Source organism: Pseudomonas sp. FW300-N2F2 (genome assembly GCF_017351655.1).
GTDB lineage: Bacteria > Pseudomonadota > Gammaproteobacteria > Pseudomonadales > Pseudomonadaceae > Aquipseudomonas > Aquipseudomonas fluorescens_AA.
On the sequence record NZ_JACNDQ010000001.1, the window covers coordinates 3,140,823 to 3,159,661 of the forward strand.

17 protein-coding genes are annotated in these 18,839 nt (G+C 57.6%); 11 read left to right on the forward strand and 6 right to left on the reverse strand.

The genetic code is table 11. From position 1 onward, the window contains the following. Positions 1-73: 73 nt before the first annotated feature. Positions 74-769, forward strand: coding sequence for a pirin family protein (locus tag J4E63_RS13535; protein ID WP_103308101.1), 696 nt, complete (start codon positions 74-76; stop codon positions 767-769). A gap of 130 nt (positions 770-899) precedes the next feature. Here J4E63_RS13535 and pgm read toward each other — a convergent pair whose 3' ends face one another. The 4 genes from pgm to J4E63_RS13555 all read right to left on the reverse strand — a co-directional run bounded on the left by pgm (position 900) and on the right by J4E63_RS13555 (position 7,324). Beyond that, positions 900-2,546: a phosphoglucomutase (alpha-D-glucose-1,6-bisphosphate-dependent) gene (pgm, locus tag J4E63_RS13540; RefSeq protein ID WP_207282284.1), complete on the reverse strand. Its 1,647-nt coding sequence runs from the start codon at positions 2,544-2,546 to the stop codon at positions 900-902. A gap of 91 nt (positions 2,547-2,637) precedes the next feature. Beyond that, positions 2,638-4,035, reverse strand: coding sequence for a PLP-dependent aminotransferase family protein (locus tag J4E63_RS13545; RefSeq protein ID WP_207282285.1), 1,398 nt, complete (start codon positions 4,033-4,035; stop codon positions 2,638-2,640). Positions 4,036-4,131: 96 nt separating this feature from the next. After that, on the reverse strand, positions 4,132-5,622 hold the full coding sequence (locus J4E63_RS13550; RefSeq protein WP_207282286.1) for a hypothetical protein: 1,491 nt from the start codon (positions 5,620-5,622) through the stop codon (positions 4,132-4,134). A gap of 676 nt (positions 5,623-6,298) precedes the next feature. After that, entirely contained in the window at positions 6,299-7,324 is a 1,026-nt protein-coding gene (locus J4E63_RS13555; RefSeq protein ID WP_060742421.1) for a zinc-dependent alcohol dehydrogenase family protein, read from the reverse strand. Between the two features lie 257 nt (positions 7,325-7,581). Between J4E63_RS13555 and J4E63_RS13560 the strand changes: the two genes are divergently transcribed. Beyond that, a complete protein-coding gene (locus J4E63_RS13560) occupies positions 7,582-8,496 on the forward strand; it encodes a LysR family transcriptional regulator (RefSeq protein WP_014338228.1) in 915 nt (304 codons plus the stop codon). A gap of 456 nt (positions 8,497-8,952) precedes the next feature. Further along, a complete protein-coding gene (locus J4E63_RS13565; protein ID WP_207282287.1) occupies positions 8,953-9,840 on the forward strand; it encodes an MBL fold metallo-hydrolase in 888 nt (295 codons plus the stop codon). A gap of 108 nt (positions 9,841-9,948) precedes the next feature. On the opposite strand, the gene J4E63_RS13570 is transcribed toward J4E63_RS13565, so the two are convergent. Next, positions 9,949-10,536 (reverse strand): TetR/AcrR family transcriptional regulator, encoded by a 588-nt coding sequence (locus J4E63_RS13570; protein ID WP_207282288.1) that lies wholly within the window; start codon positions 10,534-10,536, stop codon positions 9,949-9,951. A gap of 78 nt (positions 10,537-10,614) precedes the next feature. On the opposite strand from J4E63_RS13570, the gene J4E63_RS13575 reads away from it, so the two are divergent. The 4 genes from J4E63_RS13575 (at position 10,615) to J4E63_RS13590 (ending at position 15,074) form a co-directional block, all read left to right on the forward strand. Further along, on the forward strand, positions 10,615-11,499 hold the full coding sequence (locus tag J4E63_RS13575; protein ID WP_207282289.1) for an SDR family oxidoreductase: 885 nt from the start codon (positions 10,615-10,617) through the stop codon (positions 11,497-11,499). Between the two features lie 540 nt (positions 11,500-12,039). Then, positions 12,040-13,359 (forward strand): MFS transporter, encoded by a 1,320-nt coding sequence (locus tag J4E63_RS13580; RefSeq protein ID WP_207282290.1) that lies wholly within the window; start codon positions 12,040-12,042, stop codon positions 13,357-13,359. Between the two features lie 23 nt (positions 13,360-13,382). Next, complete coding sequence (locus J4E63_RS13585) at positions 13,383-14,135, forward strand: Asp/Glu racemase (RefSeq protein ID WP_310650708.1); 753 nt, start codon at positions 13,383-13,385, stop codon at positions 14,133-14,135. A gap of 21 nt (positions 14,136-14,156) precedes the next feature. Beyond that, the gene (locus J4E63_RS13590; protein ID WP_207282291.1) at positions 14,157-15,074 is read left to right on the forward strand and encodes a LysR family transcriptional regulator; all 918 of its coding nucleotides are present in this window, start codon (positions 14,157-14,159) and stop codon (positions 15,072-15,074) included. 149 nt (positions 15,075-15,223) lie between these two features. Here the strand turns inward: J4E63_RS13590 and J4E63_RS13595 are convergent, their stop codons facing one another. Then, on the reverse strand, positions 15,224-15,709 hold the full coding sequence (locus tag J4E63_RS13595) for a helix-turn-helix domain-containing protein (RefSeq protein WP_207282292.1): 486 nt from the start codon (positions 15,707-15,709) through the stop codon (positions 15,224-15,226). A 268-nt stretch (positions 15,710-15,977) separates the two neighbouring features. Here J4E63_RS13595 and J4E63_RS13600 point away from each other — a divergent pair, with 268 nt between their 5' ends. The 4 genes from J4E63_RS13600 to J4E63_RS13615 are packed head-to-tail and all read left to right on the forward strand — an operon-like array spanning position 15,978 to position 18,788. Then, positions 15,978-16,961 (forward strand): MBL fold metallo-hydrolase, encoded by a 984-nt coding sequence (locus tag J4E63_RS13600; protein WP_207282293.1) that lies wholly within the window; start codon positions 15,978-15,980, stop codon positions 16,959-16,961. Between the two features lie 7 nt (positions 16,962-16,968). Then, a complete protein-coding gene (locus J4E63_RS13605; protein ID WP_207282294.1) occupies positions 16,969-17,862 on the forward strand; it encodes an alpha/beta hydrolase in 894 nt (297 codons plus the stop codon). 46 nt (positions 17,863-17,908) lie between these two features. Then, entirely contained in the window at positions 17,909-18,319 is a 411-nt protein-coding gene (locus J4E63_RS13610) for a hypothetical protein (RefSeq protein ID WP_207282295.1), read from the forward strand. Positions 18,320-18,374: 55 nt separating this feature from the next. After that, positions 18,375-18,788 (forward strand): tautomerase family protein, encoded by a 414-nt coding sequence (locus J4E63_RS13615; RefSeq protein WP_207282296.1) that lies wholly within the window; start codon positions 18,375-18,377, stop codon positions 18,786-18,788. Positions 18,789-18,839: the final 51 nt, after the last annotated feature.

Below are 18,839 nucleotides of genomic sequence, written 5' to 3' on the forward strand. Positions count from 1 at the left end.
CTTTTTATCGATTAGTTCCTTCGCGAGAATAGCGCCATCAACCATCGCTTCGCTCAGCGAAAAGGACACGAACATGCTCGAACTCAGACCCTTCGCCACGTTGGGCGCCGCCAACCACGGCTGGCTGGATGCCCACCACCATTTTTCGTTCGCCGAGTATTACGACCCGCAACGCATGCACTGGGGCAACCTGCGCGTCTGGAACGACGATGTCATCGCCCCCGGCAGCGGTTTTCCCCAGCACCCGCACCGGGATATGGAAATCATCACCTATGTGCGCGAAGGCGCGATCAGCCACCAGGACAACCTGGGCAACAAGGGCCGTACGGAGGCTGGCGACGTACAAGTCATGAGCGCGGGCACCGGGATCGCCCACAGCGAGTACAACCTGGAGTCGACGGCCACGCGCATTTTCCAGATATGGATCATTCCCAACGAAGAAGGTCTGGCACCGTCGTGGGGCGCCAAACCGTTTCCCAAGGACTCGCGCGAAGGCTTCGTGACCTTGGCCAGTGGCAAGGCCGGCGACGACCAGAGCCTGCGGATTCGCGCCGACGCGCGACTGGTAGCGGCCAATCTCAAGGCAGGTGAAAGTGCGGAATACCGGCTGGACGTCGGACGACGAGCGTATCTTGTGCCGGCCACAGGGTTGATAGAAATCAATGGGTTGCGCGCACAAGCTCGAGACGGTGTTGCGATTGAAGATGAACGGATATTGCGGGTCACCGCGATTGAAGACAGCGAAATCGTGCTCGTGGACCTCGCCTAAACCCTGCACTGCTGCTCTTGTGGCGAGGGAGCTTGCTCCCGCTCGGTTGCGCAGCGACCGCCAAAAAAGCGGGACTGCTGCGCAGCTCAGCGGGAGCAAGCTCCCTCGTCACAAGCTCACATCACATGTATCACTTGCTGCTGATCGCCCCATCCACCAACGTTTGCGCCTCGGCCACCAGTTGCTTGAGGTGCGCATCGCCAATGAAACTTTCGGCGTAGATCTTGTAGATATCCTCGGTACCCGACGGACGCGCCGCGAACCAGCCGTTTTCGGTCATGACCTTCAGGCCGCCGATGGCCTGGTCATTGCCCGGTGCATGGCTGAGGATGCTCTGGATCTTCTCCCCCGCCAGTTCGGTAGACGTCACCTGATCCGGCGACAGCTTGCTCAACAGGGCCTTCTGTTGCGGGTTGGCCTTGGCATCGACGCGTACCGAGAACGGTTCGCCCAACTCGTCGGTCAAGGCGCGGTAGGCCTGGCTCGGGTCGCGACCGGTGCGCGCCGTCATTTCAGCCGCCAACAACGCCGGAATCAGGCCGTCCTTGTCGGTGCTCCAGACGCCGCCGTCCTTGCGCAAGAACGAAGCGCCGGCGCTTTCCTCACCGCCAAAACCCAGGGAGCCATCGAACAGGCCGTCGGCAAACCACTTGAAGCCCACCGGCACTTCATAGAGCCGGCGCCCCAGGCGCTTGGCGACGCGATCGATCAGGCCACTGCTGACCACCGTCTTGCCTACGCCGGCATCGGCGCGCCATTGCGGGCGATTCTGGAACAGGTAGTCGATGGACACCGCCAGGTAATTGTTCGGCGCCAACAGGCCGCCGGACGGCGTCACGATGCCATGGCGGTCATGGTCCGGATCGCAGGCGAAGGCCACGTCGAAGCGCTCCTTCAGGCCAATCAACCCTTGCATGGCATGGCTGGAAGATGGGTCCATGCGGATCTGTCCATCCCAGTCGACGGTCATGAAACGGAAGGTGGAATCCACGTGGGTGTTCACCACGTCCAGGTCCAGGCGGTAATGCTCGGCAATGGCCGGCCAGTAGCGCACGCCCGCGCCGCCCAACGGATCGACGCCCAGGTGTAACCCGGCGCTGCGGATGGCATCGAAATCGATGACATTGACCAGGTCCGCCACGTAAGTGTTGACATAGTCGTGACGGTGGGTGGTATCGGCTTTCAGGGCCTGCTCGTAGCTGACTCGCTTGACGCCGGCGAGCTGGTTGGCCAGCAGTTCGTTGGCCTTGGCTTCGATCCACTTGGTGATATGGGTATCGGCCGGACCGCCGTTGGTGGGGTTGTACTTGTAGCCGCCACTTTGCGGTGGGTTGTGGGACGGCGTGATGACGATACCGTCCGCCAGGCCCGAGGTGCGGCCACGGTTGTAGCAGAGAATGGCGTGGGAAACCGCCGGCGTCGGGGTGTATTCATCCCCCTCGGCGATCATGACGGTCACACCGTTGGCCGCGAAGACTTCCAGTGCGCTGGCACCCGCCGGGGTCGACAGCGCGTGGGTATCGATACCGACGAACAACGGCCCGTTGATGCCCTGGGCTTCACGGTACAGGCAGATCGCCTGGCTGATTGCCAACACGTGCCACTCGTTAAAGCCCAGGTCGAAGGAGCTGCCACGGTGGCCGGAGGTGCCAAAAGCCACGCGCTGGGTCGCAACCAAGGCATCGGGTCGGCCGGTGTAGTAGGCCGTCACCAGTCGCGGGATATCGATCAACAACTCTGCCGGTGCCGGCTTGCCCGCAAATGGACTGACTGTCATGCAAAACCTCTGAGTGGAGTGGCTCGGGAAATGGGGTGCAGTTTACTGACAGTTCGACCATGGCGCGACGGGTTCGATCCATCGCCGCCGATTACGATTGTTCGAGCCTCAGGGCGTCAGCCAGCGCGCAGAGTGCGGCATCCAGGTCCTGGGGCCCATTGAGCGCATGGGTAAGGCGCATATGTTGCCCGTACAGGCCATGAAGGCTGAACAACTCCCCCGGTGCGATGACGATTCGCTGGGCCAGCAGCCGATGGAAAACCCGCCGCAAATCAACCCGTCGCGTCGAGCGCATCCAGATCGTCGCGCCACCTTGGGGTTCCGCCCATTGCAGGCTATCGCCCAGCCGCTCGCGCAGCAATTGTGCGGTCGAAACCGCGCTTTCGCGCAGCAGGCGCCGCAACACCAGCAAATGCTGGTCAATCCGCCCGTTGCTGTACAGCCGGGCGATGGCTTTCTGGCGAATCGGCGACAGACGAAACGCGCGCAACAGGAAATGTCGTTGCAGGTGCAGGGTCATCTGGCGCGACAACACGTAGCCATATGGCGCCTCTGGGCCGATGGTCTTCTCGAACGTGGAGTAGACGATCAACCGGTCCGGGTCGAGCAAATCCCGGAAAGGCGTCGCCCCGGCCTCGAACGCCAGGTCTGTATGGCTGTCGTTCTCCAGCACCCAGGTGCCATGCCGTTCCAGCAATTGGGCGATGGCACGACGGTTCTCTTCAGGAACCAGCGAACCCGTTGGCATGTTCAGGACTGACGACAGCACCACCAGGCGTACCGTTTCGCTCTCCAGCAGTTGCTCCAACTGCTCGGTGTCGATCCCCTCGTCGACCAGCAGTGGCAGCTCGATGATGTTGATGTCGGCTGCCTGCAGCAGGCGCAACACCGCCCAGTCGCAGGGCGACTCGATCAGTACTGTGGCGCCCCTGAGTGCAAGCACGGCGATCAGGATCTCCAGCACACCCCGCAGATCGGCGCCGATGTAGACGTCATCGGCATTCCAGCAACGGGCCGGCGAAGAGGTGTAGCGGGCCGCCAGCGCGGTGCGCAGTTCCAGCTCGCCCCAGGGTTGCGAGGGCGTCTGCGAGGAACGTGGATACTGGCGCAGCAGCTCGCGCTCGAGCAACAGCATCGGGCTGTCCAACGGCTGCATCGACGCCGGCTCGTCCGCGCTGAGTACCAGCATGCCGGGGCGCCGGGCATTGACGTACAAAGTCTCGAGCAAATCGTCCCCGCCATCCAGGGTCGTCATGCTGGGCGCCGGCAGCGCGTAATAACCGGACTTGGCGATCGAGTAGACCCGCCCTTCCTTCTCCAGCAGCGAATAAGCGTACTGGATGGTCGATATCGACACGTTCAGACGCTCGGCCAATTGCCGCAACGAAGGCAGGCGCACCCGCGCATCAACCTCCAGTTCGTTGATCAGTGTGGTCAGGTAGCGATAAACCGCCTGGTAGGCGAAGTCTGTCTCCCGGCAACCTTTCATGGGATCACGCCAGGAGAACGGATTGCAGTCGGCCAGGTCGCAACGCCGGGCCTCACGACCAGGGACGAGGTAGACGAGCCCATCAAACCTCGTTCCTCAGTGCCTTGCCGAGCGTTCGTGCGGCTCATCGACGGCCTGCCCGGCTTCTGCGGTATCAACGTCGTCAAGGGCCTGCTGCAGATCAGCTCCCGGCATCGCTTCCGGTTGTTCCGGCACGGTAACGCTCGCCCGGTACAGCTTGCCAAGGATATCGATGGGCAGGCCACTGACGTCGACCATCCATTGCGCGATCTGATCGGCGACCGCCGCGCCCTGCATGGCCTTGTGCAGGTCCGGCATCGCCACCAGCATGCCGGGGTGGCAACAGCGCAGGAATTGTTCCAGGCCCTCGCCCTGCCCCACGAATGGCGCGAACAGCATGCACACCAGTTGCGTTTCGCTGAGCCCCAGGACCTTTTGCGCTTCGAGGGCGGCGTAGGCGCGGCGCTCGGGAACCGACGAAGGTGAGCCGAACATCGCCCGAGCCTGCTCGCAGGCGTGTTCCGGCAGTTGCTTGCGATGCATGATCATGATCGCCCGCTGCACGTAGTCGCTGTATCCCGTTTCGTAGCTGCGCCCTTGTACGTAGCAGGCCTGCAGGCCGTGCAAATGGGCCGACAGCAGCGGGCTGAGGTATTCGTTTTCAATCGCCGAGGGCATGAGGCCATCGGTCTGCACCCGCAGGAATTCGTTGAAAAGCGGCCAGTTGGTGCCCTCCAGGCGGTCGACGATCAGGTCGTCGATGCCGATGTGGCTCATCCGCCGGCAGGCCTCGAAATGCCCCTCGGGCTTCCAGGCGCCAAGGCGCTCGGGACCGTAGAAATGCTCGTAGAGGTCACTGCTCAAGGTATCGAGGTGCGCGAAGAGGCTGTCGAAGCAACCGATATTGTCGGTCGGCAGACCGATTTTGCGGGCCGCGCGACGCAGGCCTGAAATGAACTGTTTTTGCTGGCGCGGGGTATCGCTGCTGACCATCGAATCCACGCCAGACTCCCAGCGGGCCATGTGTCGATAGAATTCGGCCATCGCCAGGTAACCGTCGCTCCCGATTTCCAGGGGGCTGTCGACCGAACGAAGGTGCCCCAAGGCCAGCAGGTCCATGCGATTGGCCTCGTGCCCCGCCACCGACAAGGGCTGGCGGTGATTGAACGGCAACACCTCGCGGTTATCCGCCATCAGCAATTCGACCCGGGGATCGTCATAGACAAACAGTGCGCTGTAGCAGCGGTGGATGTTCTCCAACGTCGCCTGGGTGGTCTCGCTCAGGCGCGGCGTGGCGACGCGCAAGGCGAAGGTCACCGGATGCCGGCCGGCGATGCTCAACTGGGCGGCCCGCAAAGCGGTCAGTACATAAAAGCTCTCCCGGCTCCCGTTCTGGACCGTCAACACACGATAATCGCCAATCCGATCGATGCCTCCGGCGGCGACAATCAAGCGCTGGATCAAAAGCTGCAACGCGGTCCGTTCGGCCCGGGAATAAAAACCCAACAATCGTTGCAGTATCTGTTGATATACGTGAGTCATTGCCTGCTCATGAATTGCACTCATAGCCATTTACCTGAAATTCAACTATCGGCGCCGCACCCGCACCAACGTGACCGCGCGACGTGTTGGTCTGAATGAATCGTTCTAGTACTCAAAGAGTATTAGCAATACGCCCAAGCATTGCTTGTCGTAATTATTTGATACATACGCAGAAAGTCACCCCATGCTCCTGGGCACCGCTGCTGTAGGCCCTGAAAACACGGGGCCTTACCGGGCTATCGGTACGTCCTAGGAGAATTCCGACAACGTCCCACAGACAATGAGTACGAGAAATAAGGAACTTGCCGAACTTTAATTGACCTTCTACCCCACCCTGTTTTCTCCAGGATCGATAGATAGCCCCGTACCAATTAACGTTCGCTGTACCTTGAATGCGCCTTGAAGGATGAAAGCCTTCGAAAAAGTTACACCGCACCACGACTTCTTCCTTGATATGGAAATCAGCGTTCAATTATCAGGACTTAAATAATGATTAGAAGATACAGATTGAGGGCAAAAACCAGTTCAGATGTTCACCGGCAAACCATTTCTGCTTCGAGCGAACCGGGACAGGTTGCTTGAGAGGGGCCTTGCGAGGCACGAACGCACCGCCGTCAAGCGCCAGTGCGTGGAAGGATGGATGGAGATCGAATCGGAGGCAGCGCAAGAGCCCGGCGATGACTCTTGCGCAAGACAGGTATCAGGCGGGGTCGACGACCTGAAGGGCAACGCGCTCACGGCAAGGGCATTCACCCATGTACCGGTGCGCTTCGACAAACTCGGAGAACGGGAAGACCCGAGTCTTGAGTGGCAACAGCACGCGATCGGCGGTCAGTTGATTGATATCGCGCAACGCTCGTTGCAACGCCACCTGGTCCTGGACGATGCCCAGTTCCGGCTTGCCGGTAAAATTGCCGATGCAGTGCACGAAGAACTGAATGTTCTTCTGGAACGCCGCGCAGGCCGGGAACGGCGTCTGGTTGCCGCCCTGCAAGCCATACAACACCAGGCTGCCACGGGGCGCCAGCACATCGCCCAATAGCGACATCTGCGGCCCGCCAAGGCCGTCGAATACCACGTCGACGCCACGGTTATCGGTGAGCTTGTTGATTTGCATCAGCAAATCCTGCTCTTCTGTCACGATGACTTTTTCGGCGCCCAACGACAGCAGGTATTCACGCTCGTCGGCCGTCTTGGTGGCCGCAATCACCCGCACTCCCAAGGCCTTGCCCAACTGGACAAAGGACGGGCCGGCGCAATGACTGGCATCGGTGACCAGGGCGAATTGCCCCGGTTTGACCCGCGCCAGGTCCATGTAGGCGAAATAGGCGATCAGCAGCGGCGTGTAATGCACGGCGGCTTCGATCGGGCTGAGCACGTCGGGATAACGGGTCAGCGCGGTGCGGGGCAGCACGATGACTTCACCGTACACCGGATAGTCGTTCGGGCTTTCGGCCGGAAAGCTGGCAACCTTGTCGCCCACGGCCAAGTCATCGATGCCGTCGCCGACGGCCGTGACCACGCCCGCCATTTCATGGCCCAGGCCCGAAGGCAGGCGTGCCTGGGAGGACGCCAGGTTCTGGCGCCACAAGGTGTCGTACCAACTGATGCCGATCGCTTCGACGCGGACCTGCACTTCTCCTGGCGCAGGAAGAGCCGCCGCATGCTCTTCGCATTTGAGCACCTCGGCACCACCAAACTTGTGAAAACGGATCGTGCGGGACATCGCAAACCTCGTCAAAGTAACCTCTAATGCCACGAACTCTATCCGGGCTTTGTGGCCAAGACCATCAGTGGCTATTAATAGTCGACATGCCTGTCATTGATTCCGCAGCAAGAAAAACCAACCACTCCTGTAGGACTCAACCTAAGAAAACTCAATTAGCCGGTGCAGAGTACCAGCCTTTCCCCGTAAGATTCATGCCGGCCATTGTTCCCATATGGCCGTTCACGTCAAGCTTACCGAATCTGCCAGGACCCCAGATGAATCGTAATGACCTGCGGCGTGTCGATCTGAACCTGTTGATCGTGTTCGAAACATTGATGCATGAACGCAGCGTGACTCGCGCGGCCGAGAAGCTGTTTCTTGGCCAGCCGGCCATCAGCGCCGCACTGTCGCGCCTGCGCAGCCTGTTCGATGACCCACTGTTCGTGCGCACCGGCCGCAGCATGGAACCATCGGCCCGGGCGGTCGAGATATTCGCCCTGCTCTCTCCGGCCCTGGATTCGATTTCCACGGCAGTCAGCCGCGCCGCGGAATTCGACCCGGCCACCAGCACCTCGGTGTTTCGCATCGGCCTGTCGGACGACGCCGAATTCGCCCTGCTGCCCATGCTCCTCAAACGCCTGCGGGCCGAAGCGCCGGGCATTGTGCTGGTGGTGCGCCGGGTCAACTACATCCTGATGCCGGGCCTGCTGGCGTCCGGTGAAATCTCCATCGGCGTCAGCTACACCGACGACCTCCCGGCCAACGCCAAGCGCAAGGTCCTGCGGCGCAGCATGCCCAAAGTGTTGCGCGCCGACACCGCGCCGGGACGACTGACCCTGGACGAATTCTGCGCCCGCCCCCACGCCCTGGTCTCCTTTGCGGGGGACTTGAGCGGTTTCATCGATGAAGAGCTGGCAAAACTCGACCGTAAACGTCATGTGGTGCTGGCCGTGCCGCAGTTCAACGGCTTGAGCACCCTGTTGTCGGGCACCGACATCATCGCCACCGTGCCCGACTACACCGCCGACGCGCTGACCGCCGCCGGTGGCGTACGCGCCGAAGACCCACCCATACCGGTGCGCAGCTTCGAACTGCATATGGCCTGGCGGGGTTCTCAGGACAATGATCCTGGGGAGCGCTGGTTGCGTTCGCGGATTCAGATGTTTTTCGGCGACCCTGAGAGTCTCTAGGTGTCGTTGGGCAGGCGGTTTAGCTGCACTCGACGGCATGATTGAGATGATGCTTGGTAAGCACCGCTACTTCACCGAAACTGCTTTTGTACAGGCAACAAAACGCAGAAACCACGGCAGTATCCCGGGCAGCGCGCTGAGGCGAAGCGCCAGCGGGCCCTTCTGATCCAGCAGCCAGCCCGGGATCTTTTTAAGAATACCTGGCGGTTCCGGAAGGATGACTACTCCTGTACCAGCGGAGATTGGAGGCGACACTGGGGGGGCAAGACCAAATATTTTTTGCCTGAACCGCCTAGATGTGAATCAGCATTGCAGCGGGGGCTTTCCTTTTAGAGTCGTAAAAGGTGCGTAAGCGGACAACATGGTCATCAAAGCTACAAGACCTTGACATCCTGAATCGATCGTTCCAGCATGTGTCTTAATGAAAGCGCCGGTACAGCAAAAGGCATATTGCACATGAAAAAAACAGTATTTGTTAAACCGTTGGTATTAATTTTCACCCTTCTGCTCGGAGTGGGAACAGCTTCCGCCAACCAATCAGCCAAAGTCCTCAATCTAAATTTTCATGTATTCACCTCGGAGGACGATGGATTTTTTGATAACTCGGTGGTTGTTGAGGGCGATAACGAACTCCTACTAATTGACGCACAGCTTACCCGAGCGAACGCGCTTGAGGTCCTCAATTTGATACGGTCACTCAAAAAGGATCTCAAGCAAATTTATATTACTCACGAGCATGCTGACCACTTCCTCGGTTTGGAGGTTTTTAAGGACGCTTTCCCACGCGTGGAGATCTTAGCCAACTCTAAGGTCGCGAGCCGTATAGATGAGGTATACAAGGCCAAGCTTGAAAAATGGCATGGGCTACTGTCGTCAAAGGCAGCCACTCGTGAAGTCCCCATCACTAGGTTTGATGGGGATCAACTCAGTATTGAAGGTACAAAAATCGAGATCCGTAAGCATCTCCAGGGGGACACTGATGAGAACTCCTACCTTTGGTTTCCAAAAGAGCGTGTCGCGGTTGTGGGTGACATGGCCTATGACCAAATGCACGTCTATACCGTAGAAACGACTCCTGAGAGTCGAAAGCGCTGGGTTCAAAATCTCGATGCGCTTGCGCAGCTAACGCCTAACATCGTCATCCCAGGGCATAATTTTCCGAATAAAAAACTTGATGCCTACAGCGCAATTAATTTCACAAAACAGTATCTTTTAGCATTTGAAGAAGAACTTTCAAAATCAAAAAACCGCGCAGAGCTTCAAAACCGCATGAAAACAAAATACCCGGATGCAGAGCTTTTTTTTAGCGTTGAAAGAGCATCCGTCAAATTTTTTGATCAATAATATTTATTGTGCGATGCACTCCCTTGGCTGACGGATGAATCGCACGCCTCTTCATCAAGCGTCAGCAAGCGATAAAGGTTAAGTCACGCTGCTTATACGCGGCTATTTTTATATATGATTTTTAGGCCACGCCAACATTGCCAGGTCAATGAGGCGGGCCAGTGTCTGGCTAGTAGCACCGACTGAAGGCAGATTTACAATGGACTGTAATACTCCAAAGTAATACCACGCCAGCAGATCCAAATCGACCTGCTGCTCGATCTCACCCTCCAACTGCCCATGAGTCAAAATCTCCAAAAAAATCTGCCGCTGCTGGCAAGCCGCAGCGTTCGCGGTTTTCTTTCCAGCAGCAGTGAGGTCTTCCTGCTCAGCGTTACTGCGAGATATCAGGCAACCAGAAGGGCGCTTTATATCAGACTCCCTCGGAAGAAACTCACGTAGCAGCGCTTCTACGCTCGCTTTGGAGGTCTGTACTCGGGTCGATCTCATTCGCGTCAATACACGGTCGGTATATAGCTGAAGAGACTCGTTGAAGAGCCCATCCTTATCATGGAACCGCTGGTAAAGGCTTGATCGAGACAAACCAGTTGCCGCGGTCAGATCGCTAACAGATGCATTTGCATAACCATGACGCCAGAAAACACCCGTCGCCGCTTTTAGGACTGCACTTTCGTCATATTGCGGTTTACCGCTCATGATTCCTCCGTTGACAACCTGGAACGATCAGACCAATATAGATGGACTGATCGTTCCATCATATAGGAAGATTTTACTATGCTCAATCAATCGACTAATCGAGCGCAACCACTCAGCATCGCCGTTGCTGGCGCGACTGGCCGCGTAGGAAGGCGATTGATCAGTCAGTTAGCACAAGACCCCGTCACCCTACTTGCACTCACACGCCAGAAATCCCCCAGCGCCTTCCCAGAAGGGGTAGCCTCTGCAGAGTTGGATTTTGATCAGCCGTTAACCCTCAGAAGAGCGCTTGTAGGTGTTGAGAAGCTGTTCATTGCACACGGCACTTCCCCGCAACAAGTCGCTAACGAGATTACCCTCATTGACGCTGCCGTAGAGGCGGGCGTGCAGCACATCGTAAAGCTTTCGGTTATGGGACCATCGACTCCGATAATCCCCTTTGCTTGGCATTCATTGATAGAAGCACATTTGGGTCAACAATCCATAGCATCTACTGTATTGAGACCCACCACGTTCATGGACGTATTAAAGCGTGCTGGCCACACTATTGCTATGGGCACCTGGGCCGGCGCCGCTAACGATGGACGCGTAAATCTGATAGACACACGGGATGTTGCAGACTCTGCGCGCGCAGCATTACTTGAGGAGGTGGCGGAGAAATCCCAGCGTGCGTATCACCTCACAGGACCTCGAAATTGGACAATGACACAAATTGCCGAGGAACTATCCAGTCTATTAGGCCACACAGTCACCTATACTCATCGCTCCCCCGCCGAACATCGCTCTGCACTGCTAGCAGAGGGACTATCCCCATTTGTAGTTGAGCTTCTTGTGGGCCTTGATCGCGTTTTCCATGACTCCGTCCTGACAGAACGAACCTTTACTGTTGAAGACCTCACCGGTGCCCCGCCGCGTTCGCTGTCCGCCTGGCTTCGCGAGAACCTTGGTGTATTCAAAAAATAGCGGCAGCCAATAATTAGCAGCCTAATTTCTCTCATTCTCTGAAGCTACACATTACTTAATAGAGTCGTCATAGCCAAAGTATTGACATAGCCAGCTAAATACATAAGCGCGTGACCGGGCGCCTGAACTTAGACATCCCGATCATGTTAACTCTATTCGTAAAGATGAGTTTGAATACGCTTTCCTGAGCGGCTTAACTCCCTACTCAGCCATTTCGCGTCGCCACGCAGTAAGCTTTGGTTAAGCCGCCCTGACGGAACAACTCCTCGATCGTGCGGCACCCAAAAAGAAAAAACCCGGCCGAAGCGGCCGCGATCTGTTCCAAATGCACCGATCACAGTAATCAAGCCCCTCGCCCTGCTCTCTGCGGTCTTTTCCTCCCTCCCTGCCATCGCCACCCGCGATGGCAGGCTCGCGAATGACTGATATACGAACGGCTTTTGCCTCTCCTAACATCGGTCGCACATGACCACCGGTATGCCGATGACCTTTCGGCACACGGGCTCCAAGAATAAAAACGCAAATCCGCGAGGTTGAACCATGAAAACCCTAGTCGCCAGCTCCACGGCGCAAGCTCCTGTCGTCAACGGAGTCGGCCAACTGACCGCCCCCCAGCGTTACGTCACACTGGGGGGCTCCTGGGCCGCCTGGCTGTTTGATGCGCTGGATGCCACTGTCTTTGGTTTTGTACTTTTGGCGGTCGCCAAGACCTTCGCCGTCGGCCTGGGCGACGTGGTCTCTACGGTTGCCTGGTTTTTGCTCGCCACCGGGATTGGTGGTTTCTTCCTCGGCAACATTTCCGACAAGATCGGCCGCAAGAAAACCATGATGCTGTCAGTGTTCGTCTATGGTACCGGCACCTTGCTCTGCGCGTTTGCCGACAGCCTGTGGCAGCTCAATGTGTTCCGCTTTTTTGTGGGCATCGCCGTGGGGGGATTGTGGTCCGCCGCAGCGGCGCTGGTTTCGGAGATCTGGCCTGTGGCTGGTCGCGCCAAGGCCTTTGCGTTGATGCAGACCGGCTGGTCGGGTGGAGGTCTGCTGGCGGCGATTTTCGCTTGGACGTTCCTCGATGGCGGCAATCCTGAATCCTGGAGAAACCTGTTCATCTATGCCTCGATCCCGGCCTATTTCACCCTGGTGTTCATCTGGCTGTTCGTCAAGGAATCGCCGGTCTGGCTGGCCAACCGTGAATTCATGCGTAATAACCGGGACAAAGGCCGGCTGATGGAAATCTTCCGTCCGCAATACCTTAAAGTGACCCTGCTGGGCCTGAGCATTTCGGTACTGGGCATGTACGGCTACTGGATCATCACCACCTTTATGCCGGTTTATCTGCAAAGCATTCTGAATGTGCGTATCGATCAGGCCCCAGTGTTTGTCATCTGGATCGGCATCGGCGCCACTATTGGTTACCTGGCCTACGGCAATCTGGCTGAAAGCATCGGCCGTCGCCTGTCGTTCGCGGTGTTTTTTGGCGGCATGGCGATCATGGTGCCCGTGTTTGCCTATTCGGCGACCTTGATGCCATTGACGGACGGCAAGTTGCTGTTCACCACCCAGAACGTCATCACCCTCGGGTTGCTGGCGGCACTGCTGGGCTTTTTTACCGGCTATTTCAGCGGGTTCGGTGCCTGGTACTCGGAGTTGTTCCCGACCAGCATTCGTTCGACTGCGTCGGGATTCTGCTTCAACTTCGGCCGAGTCGGCGCCATCGCCGGCATCAAGCTGGTCCCGGTGCTGATCCCACTCATCGGCTTCACCGCCACTATTTCCCTTGCCTCCGTTTCCTACGTCATCGCCGCTGTCATGGTGTTCACGTTGCAGGAAACCAAAGGCGTTCAACTCACCAGCGGCAACTGAGCCGACCGCTCAAAGGAAAACCCATGAAAAACTTTCGCATCGGTCAAATCGTCCCCAGCTCCAACACGACGATGGAAACCGAAATCCCGGCCATGCTGACTTCGCGCTACGAACTGTTTCCCGAAGAGCATTTTACCTTTCACTCTTCACGCATGCGCATGATGCACGTCAGCCCTGAAGAGCTGAAGAAGATGGACATCGACAGCGACCGTTGCGCACTGGAATTGAGCGATGCGCGAGTGGATGTCATGGCCTATGCCTGCTTGGTGGCGATCATGTGCCAAGGCGCGGGCTATCACAAAGTCTCGCAGGAGCGCCTGAGTAAAACCGTGGCATCCAATCAATCGACCGCTCCGGTACTGAGTTCCGCGGGAGCACTGATCGATAGCTTGAACATGCTCGACTACAAGAAAGTCTCGATCATCACACCGTACATGAAGCCGTTGACCCGGCAGGTCATCGACTACATTGAAGCGGCCGGAATCGAAGTAGTCGATTCCATCAGCCTAGAGGTTTCCGACAACCTCGAAGTCGGGCGCCTGGACCCGATGAATCTGCTGGCTCACGCCGACAGACTGAACATCGGCCAGGCTGATGGCGTGGTGCTGTCCTGCTGCGTGCAAATGCCGTCGCTACCCGCGATCCAGCTTGTCCAGGATCGCCTCGACAAGCCGGTGCTGTCGGCATCGATCGCGACCGTTTACCAAATGTTGAAGACCCTGGGCCTCAAGGCACAAGTGCCCAACGCCGGCCATCTGTTGTCCGGGGCGTTCTGAGCCAATGCCTAAGGAGGTACTATGCTGGCCATTCAGACCAAATCGGTACCTCTCATGAAACTCGATCCGGTCTCGTTGCGACTCTTTGTCAGCGTCATTGAAGAAGGCACCATTGCTGCCGCCGCCAAACGCGAGCACATCGCAGCGGCGGCGGTCAGCAAGCGCCTCAGCGAGCTGGAAGAACTGCTCGACTCGAAACTGCTAAACCGCACCAACAAAGGCATTACCCCGACCGACGCGGGCCTGTCGCTACTGTTCATGGCTCGCAGTGCATTGAACAACCTCAATGAAATCGTCGTGCAGATGCGTGACTACTCCCACGGCCGCCGTGGATCGGTGCATGTCCTGGCCAATATTTCCGCCATCACCCAATTTCTCCCGAACCTGATCAAGTCGTTCATGGAATTGTATCCACTGATCAACATCAGCCTTGAAGAAAGGCCAAGCCTGGCCATCACCAAGGCGGTATCCGAAAATCGCACCGACATTGGCATCTTCACCCGTCTTCCGCACGGTGCCGATATCGAGGTTTTCCCGTTCCGTACCGATCGCCTGGTGTTACTTGTTCCCCTTGGGCATCCGCTGGCGACACGCAACTCTGTCAAATTCAGCGAAACCCTGGACCACGAATACATTGCATTGCGCAGTGGCACTCATCTCAACTTTCAGTTGATCAAGGCGGCCAACGACCTGGGACGCTCGCTAAGGATCCGAATGGAAGTCTCCAGCTACGACGCGCTATGCCTGACGGTTCAGGCCGGCCTGGGCATTGGCATCATGCCCGAGGGGAGCGCGGCGATTTATAAAATGGACGGAGCGAAGGCGATCAGGCTGGATGAGCCGTGGGCCTCCCGCGAACTCAGCGTGTGCGTGAGGTCGCGAACGGCGTTGTCGGTCGCGGCAGGTTTGTTCCTGGAGCACTTGCTCGAAATGGAGTAAGCGATGTCGGCCTCAAAGGCTCGAAGGTAAAATCACCCGTTGATGAACAGCGTGCGCTCGATGGCGCCCCATCTCGCGCAAGGCTGAAGCCATTCGATAATGGGAAGCCTTGCACCATATGGCGTATGTCATGACGCCGAAGATGGGTACTAAGTAGCGATCACCTGCTGGTCGTCGCCCCGGAGCTGGTCCAATACTGAGCGCTCCGGACGCGGTGCACCGAGATGCAAGTAACGTAGCTCATCCATAAAGGCACTCCAAAGTGAAGGTCCGCCCTTTTCCAGCACCTCCGCGCGCAAAGACGCTTCCTTGCTCGGATGCGTATGCCGAACCCCCCAGGCAGCCACATGCGCGAGCAAAGGGACAAGCTGTATTGCCGCTTCCGTGAGGCTGTAAATCCCTTTCTGCTGATGATTCGGATCCGGGGATCGTGTCAGGAGGCCAGACGCGGTCAAGTGCTTCAGCCGACTTGCGAGGATGTTCGTGGCGATGCCTTCCTGGTTTTTCTCCAGCAGGACGCCATAACTGCGTCTGTTCTCGAACATGACATCGCGGATAACGATCAGGCTCCAGCGGTCGCCGATCTGCTCAAGCGTCAGGTTGATCGGGCAGCCCGATCGTCTTGTTTGTTGCACAGCTACTCTCCTTAAATTTCCACTTGCATTGTGCAAGGTGCTGGAATATTATTCAACCACTTGCACAATGCAAGCGCCCTGGCAGCTCAGGCGGATCGGTAAAAAATCGAACATCCGGGCTTTCATCACGGGTAACACCGGCAATTCGATGCTGCGTATGGCCGGAAAGGCGGTAACAGCGACATGGCACGATGAACTGGCGTTTTGCTAAAGACCATTACAGCTGTACGTACCTACATACCCACCACACACAATGGTTAAGAACACGATGAAATTCTCCACCATCACTTCGCGTACCCTGCTCGCGGTATCGTTAGCATTCGCGGGTGCCTTCGCTGCTGTAGCTCCGGTCAAAGCTGCAGCGCCGATGCAGCACAAGCAGGTTCCGGGCTTCTATCGCGCGATGATTGGCGACTATGAAGTCACTGCGCTCTATGACGGCGGCGGCAGTATCGACTCCAGCCTCCTACACGGTGATCCCGCGCTCATTCAGTCCCTCTTGGCGCGTTCCTTCCAAAACGATCCCAAGCATGTTTCGGCAACCGTCCAAGGCTTCCTCGTCAACACCGGCTCCAAACTCGTTCTCATCGATACCGGTTCAGGCGGTCACTGGGGCCCTCCCACACTGGGCAAGCTCGCGCAGAACTTGAAGGCCTCCGGCTACAAGCCGGAGCAGATTGACCTGGTTCTACTGACTCACCTTCACGCTGACCATGCTGGCGGTATCTACCAAAACGGGAAACGCGTCTTTCCGAACGCGACCGTGATGATGACGAAGGCCGACGCCGACTTCTGGTTGTCGAAGGAAATCATGGCCAAGGCCCCGGAAGAAGCAAAAATCTTCTTCAAGGTCGCACAGGATGGCGCCGCGCCTTACATCGCCGCAGGCAAATGGAAGCCTTACGAAAGCATGGCCGAAATCGTTCCCGGCATCGCACCGTATGTCATTCCCGGCCACACCCCCGGTCACACCGGCTACATGATTTCCTCAAAGGGTCAGTCGCTGCTCATCTGGGGCGACGTAGCTCATGTTGGCGCGGTCCAAATGCCGCACCCGGAAATCAGCATCGTCTTCGACTCAGACAGCGCGTCGGCCGTCAAAACGCGTGAAGACCTTCTGGTAAAACTCGCTGCGGACAAGACGATGATTGCCGCAGCGCACATGCCGTTCCCTGGCCTGGGCCGTCTTCGCAAAGCTGACAACGGCGAAGGCTACGACTGGGTACCGGCGACTTTCCTCAACCTGGAGTGAGCTGACCATGACTTACGATTCATCTTCCGTCCGTGAGCTTCGGGATGCGATGTTCGCCTTCGACTTTGCGCATCCCGTACGCACCATCGAGACGCTCCGCGTCGGCATGGAGGCCATTTCACAAGCGAACCCGCCGGCGGCCGACCTAACAGTCGAGACGACCCAACTCGGTGGCGTAGCCGCAGTGGCGATTACGGCTCCTGGCGCTTCCAAGGACCGAGTCATCTACCATTTCCATGGCGGTGGCTGGGTGGCTGGTTCTCCTTCCTCGCATTTAGGCATGCTCGGGGAACTGTCTCGAGCGGCAAAGTCCCAGGTCATCGTTCTGGACCACTCCAAGGCACCCGAGCACCCATTTCCGGCGTCCTACGACGAGTCCATCCGCGGCTACGAAGCACTGCGTGCGCTTGGCAAGCCGTTCACCGTGACAGGTGACTCCAGTGGCGGTGGCATGGCTCTCAACGTTCTGGCCTATGCAGCCTCGAAAGGCCACAAGGATGCGCGAGCAGCGCTACTCATTAGCCCATGGGCAGACTTAACGCTGACGCTGCCCTCGTTAACGCAACTGGCTCACCGCGACCCAATGGTCAACGCTAGCGCGATGCGGGAGATGGTAGAGGCTTATGCTGGCAACCACGATTTGAAGGATCCGCGCATCTCACCCATGTTCGCCGACATGCACGGTTTTCCTCCGCTGCTCATACATGTCGGAAGCGACGAAGTACTTCTCGACGACGCGCTTGAAATTGACCGAAAGGTGCGCGCGGCCGGCGGCGAGTCGCACCTTGAGGTCTGGCCGGAGATGCTCCACGTCTGGCACATTCAGACAGCCTCTTTGCCCCAGGCCCACGACGCGCTCCAGAGAGCCGGCGAGTTTCTCATCGGGCACCTCGCTGACTAGCACGCACACACACTGCAAAACTGCAGACACTTGATAGGAGATTGTAATGACTACTGACACCAACCCACCGGGAACAGCATGGATGCAAATCGTCAAGAAGAAAGGAACGAGCGACTTCGCGAAGTCGTTCACTGCTGACGCCAGCCTTCAGACCTCAGCCCTAAGCAAGACCGTGGTCGGCCCGACATCCATCGGTGCATTCTTTGCCGCGACGAGCACGATGTACGAAAACTTCGTGTTCACTGCAGAGACGGTTGACGGTGCGAAGACTTACCTTGAGTGGGATGCCATCCACGGTGGTAAGCCGATCGCCGGCACCACTATCATCACTCGGAATGAGTCTGGCCTCGTCCACAATATCAAGCTCTTTCAAAGCCCGTTCCACGTCGTCCGTGAGTTCTCGGCTGGTCTGAAAGAGCGACTCGAAGAAACACTCGGTCAGGACTTCTTTAGCTAAGCCGGGCCAATTCGTCGCCGCGTATTAGCTGAACAACACAACTGAGGAAACGCTCATGCCAATTTTTCACGCCCACATTCCAGCTCAGAAATTCTCTAGCGAAGAGAAACGCGCGCTGGCGGATGCGTTGAATCTCGCTCTTCATGAAGCCATGGATACGCCCAAGGATGACCGCTTCGTCATCATCAGTGAGCACAAGGACGATGAGCTTTTCATCCATCCGACTTTTCCTGACATGAAGAGATCTGACAAGCGCATGGTCGTAACGGTGACGATAGGCATGAGCAGGACAGTGGAGCAGAAACGCAAGCTCGCGGAGTTGGTCACCCGTTACGCGGTAGAAAAGGTGGGCGTCAGCCAGGACGATATCAGCCTGATCATGTATGCCGTTCCCTTGGAGAACATGAGCTTCGGCGGTGGCAAGCTGGTCTCTGACATTGACCTCTCCATGCCTTGGGTAAACAAGTAAGAAATACGAAAGCCGCCCCGTTCTTTAGAAGCGGCGCAGCAGAATTGACTC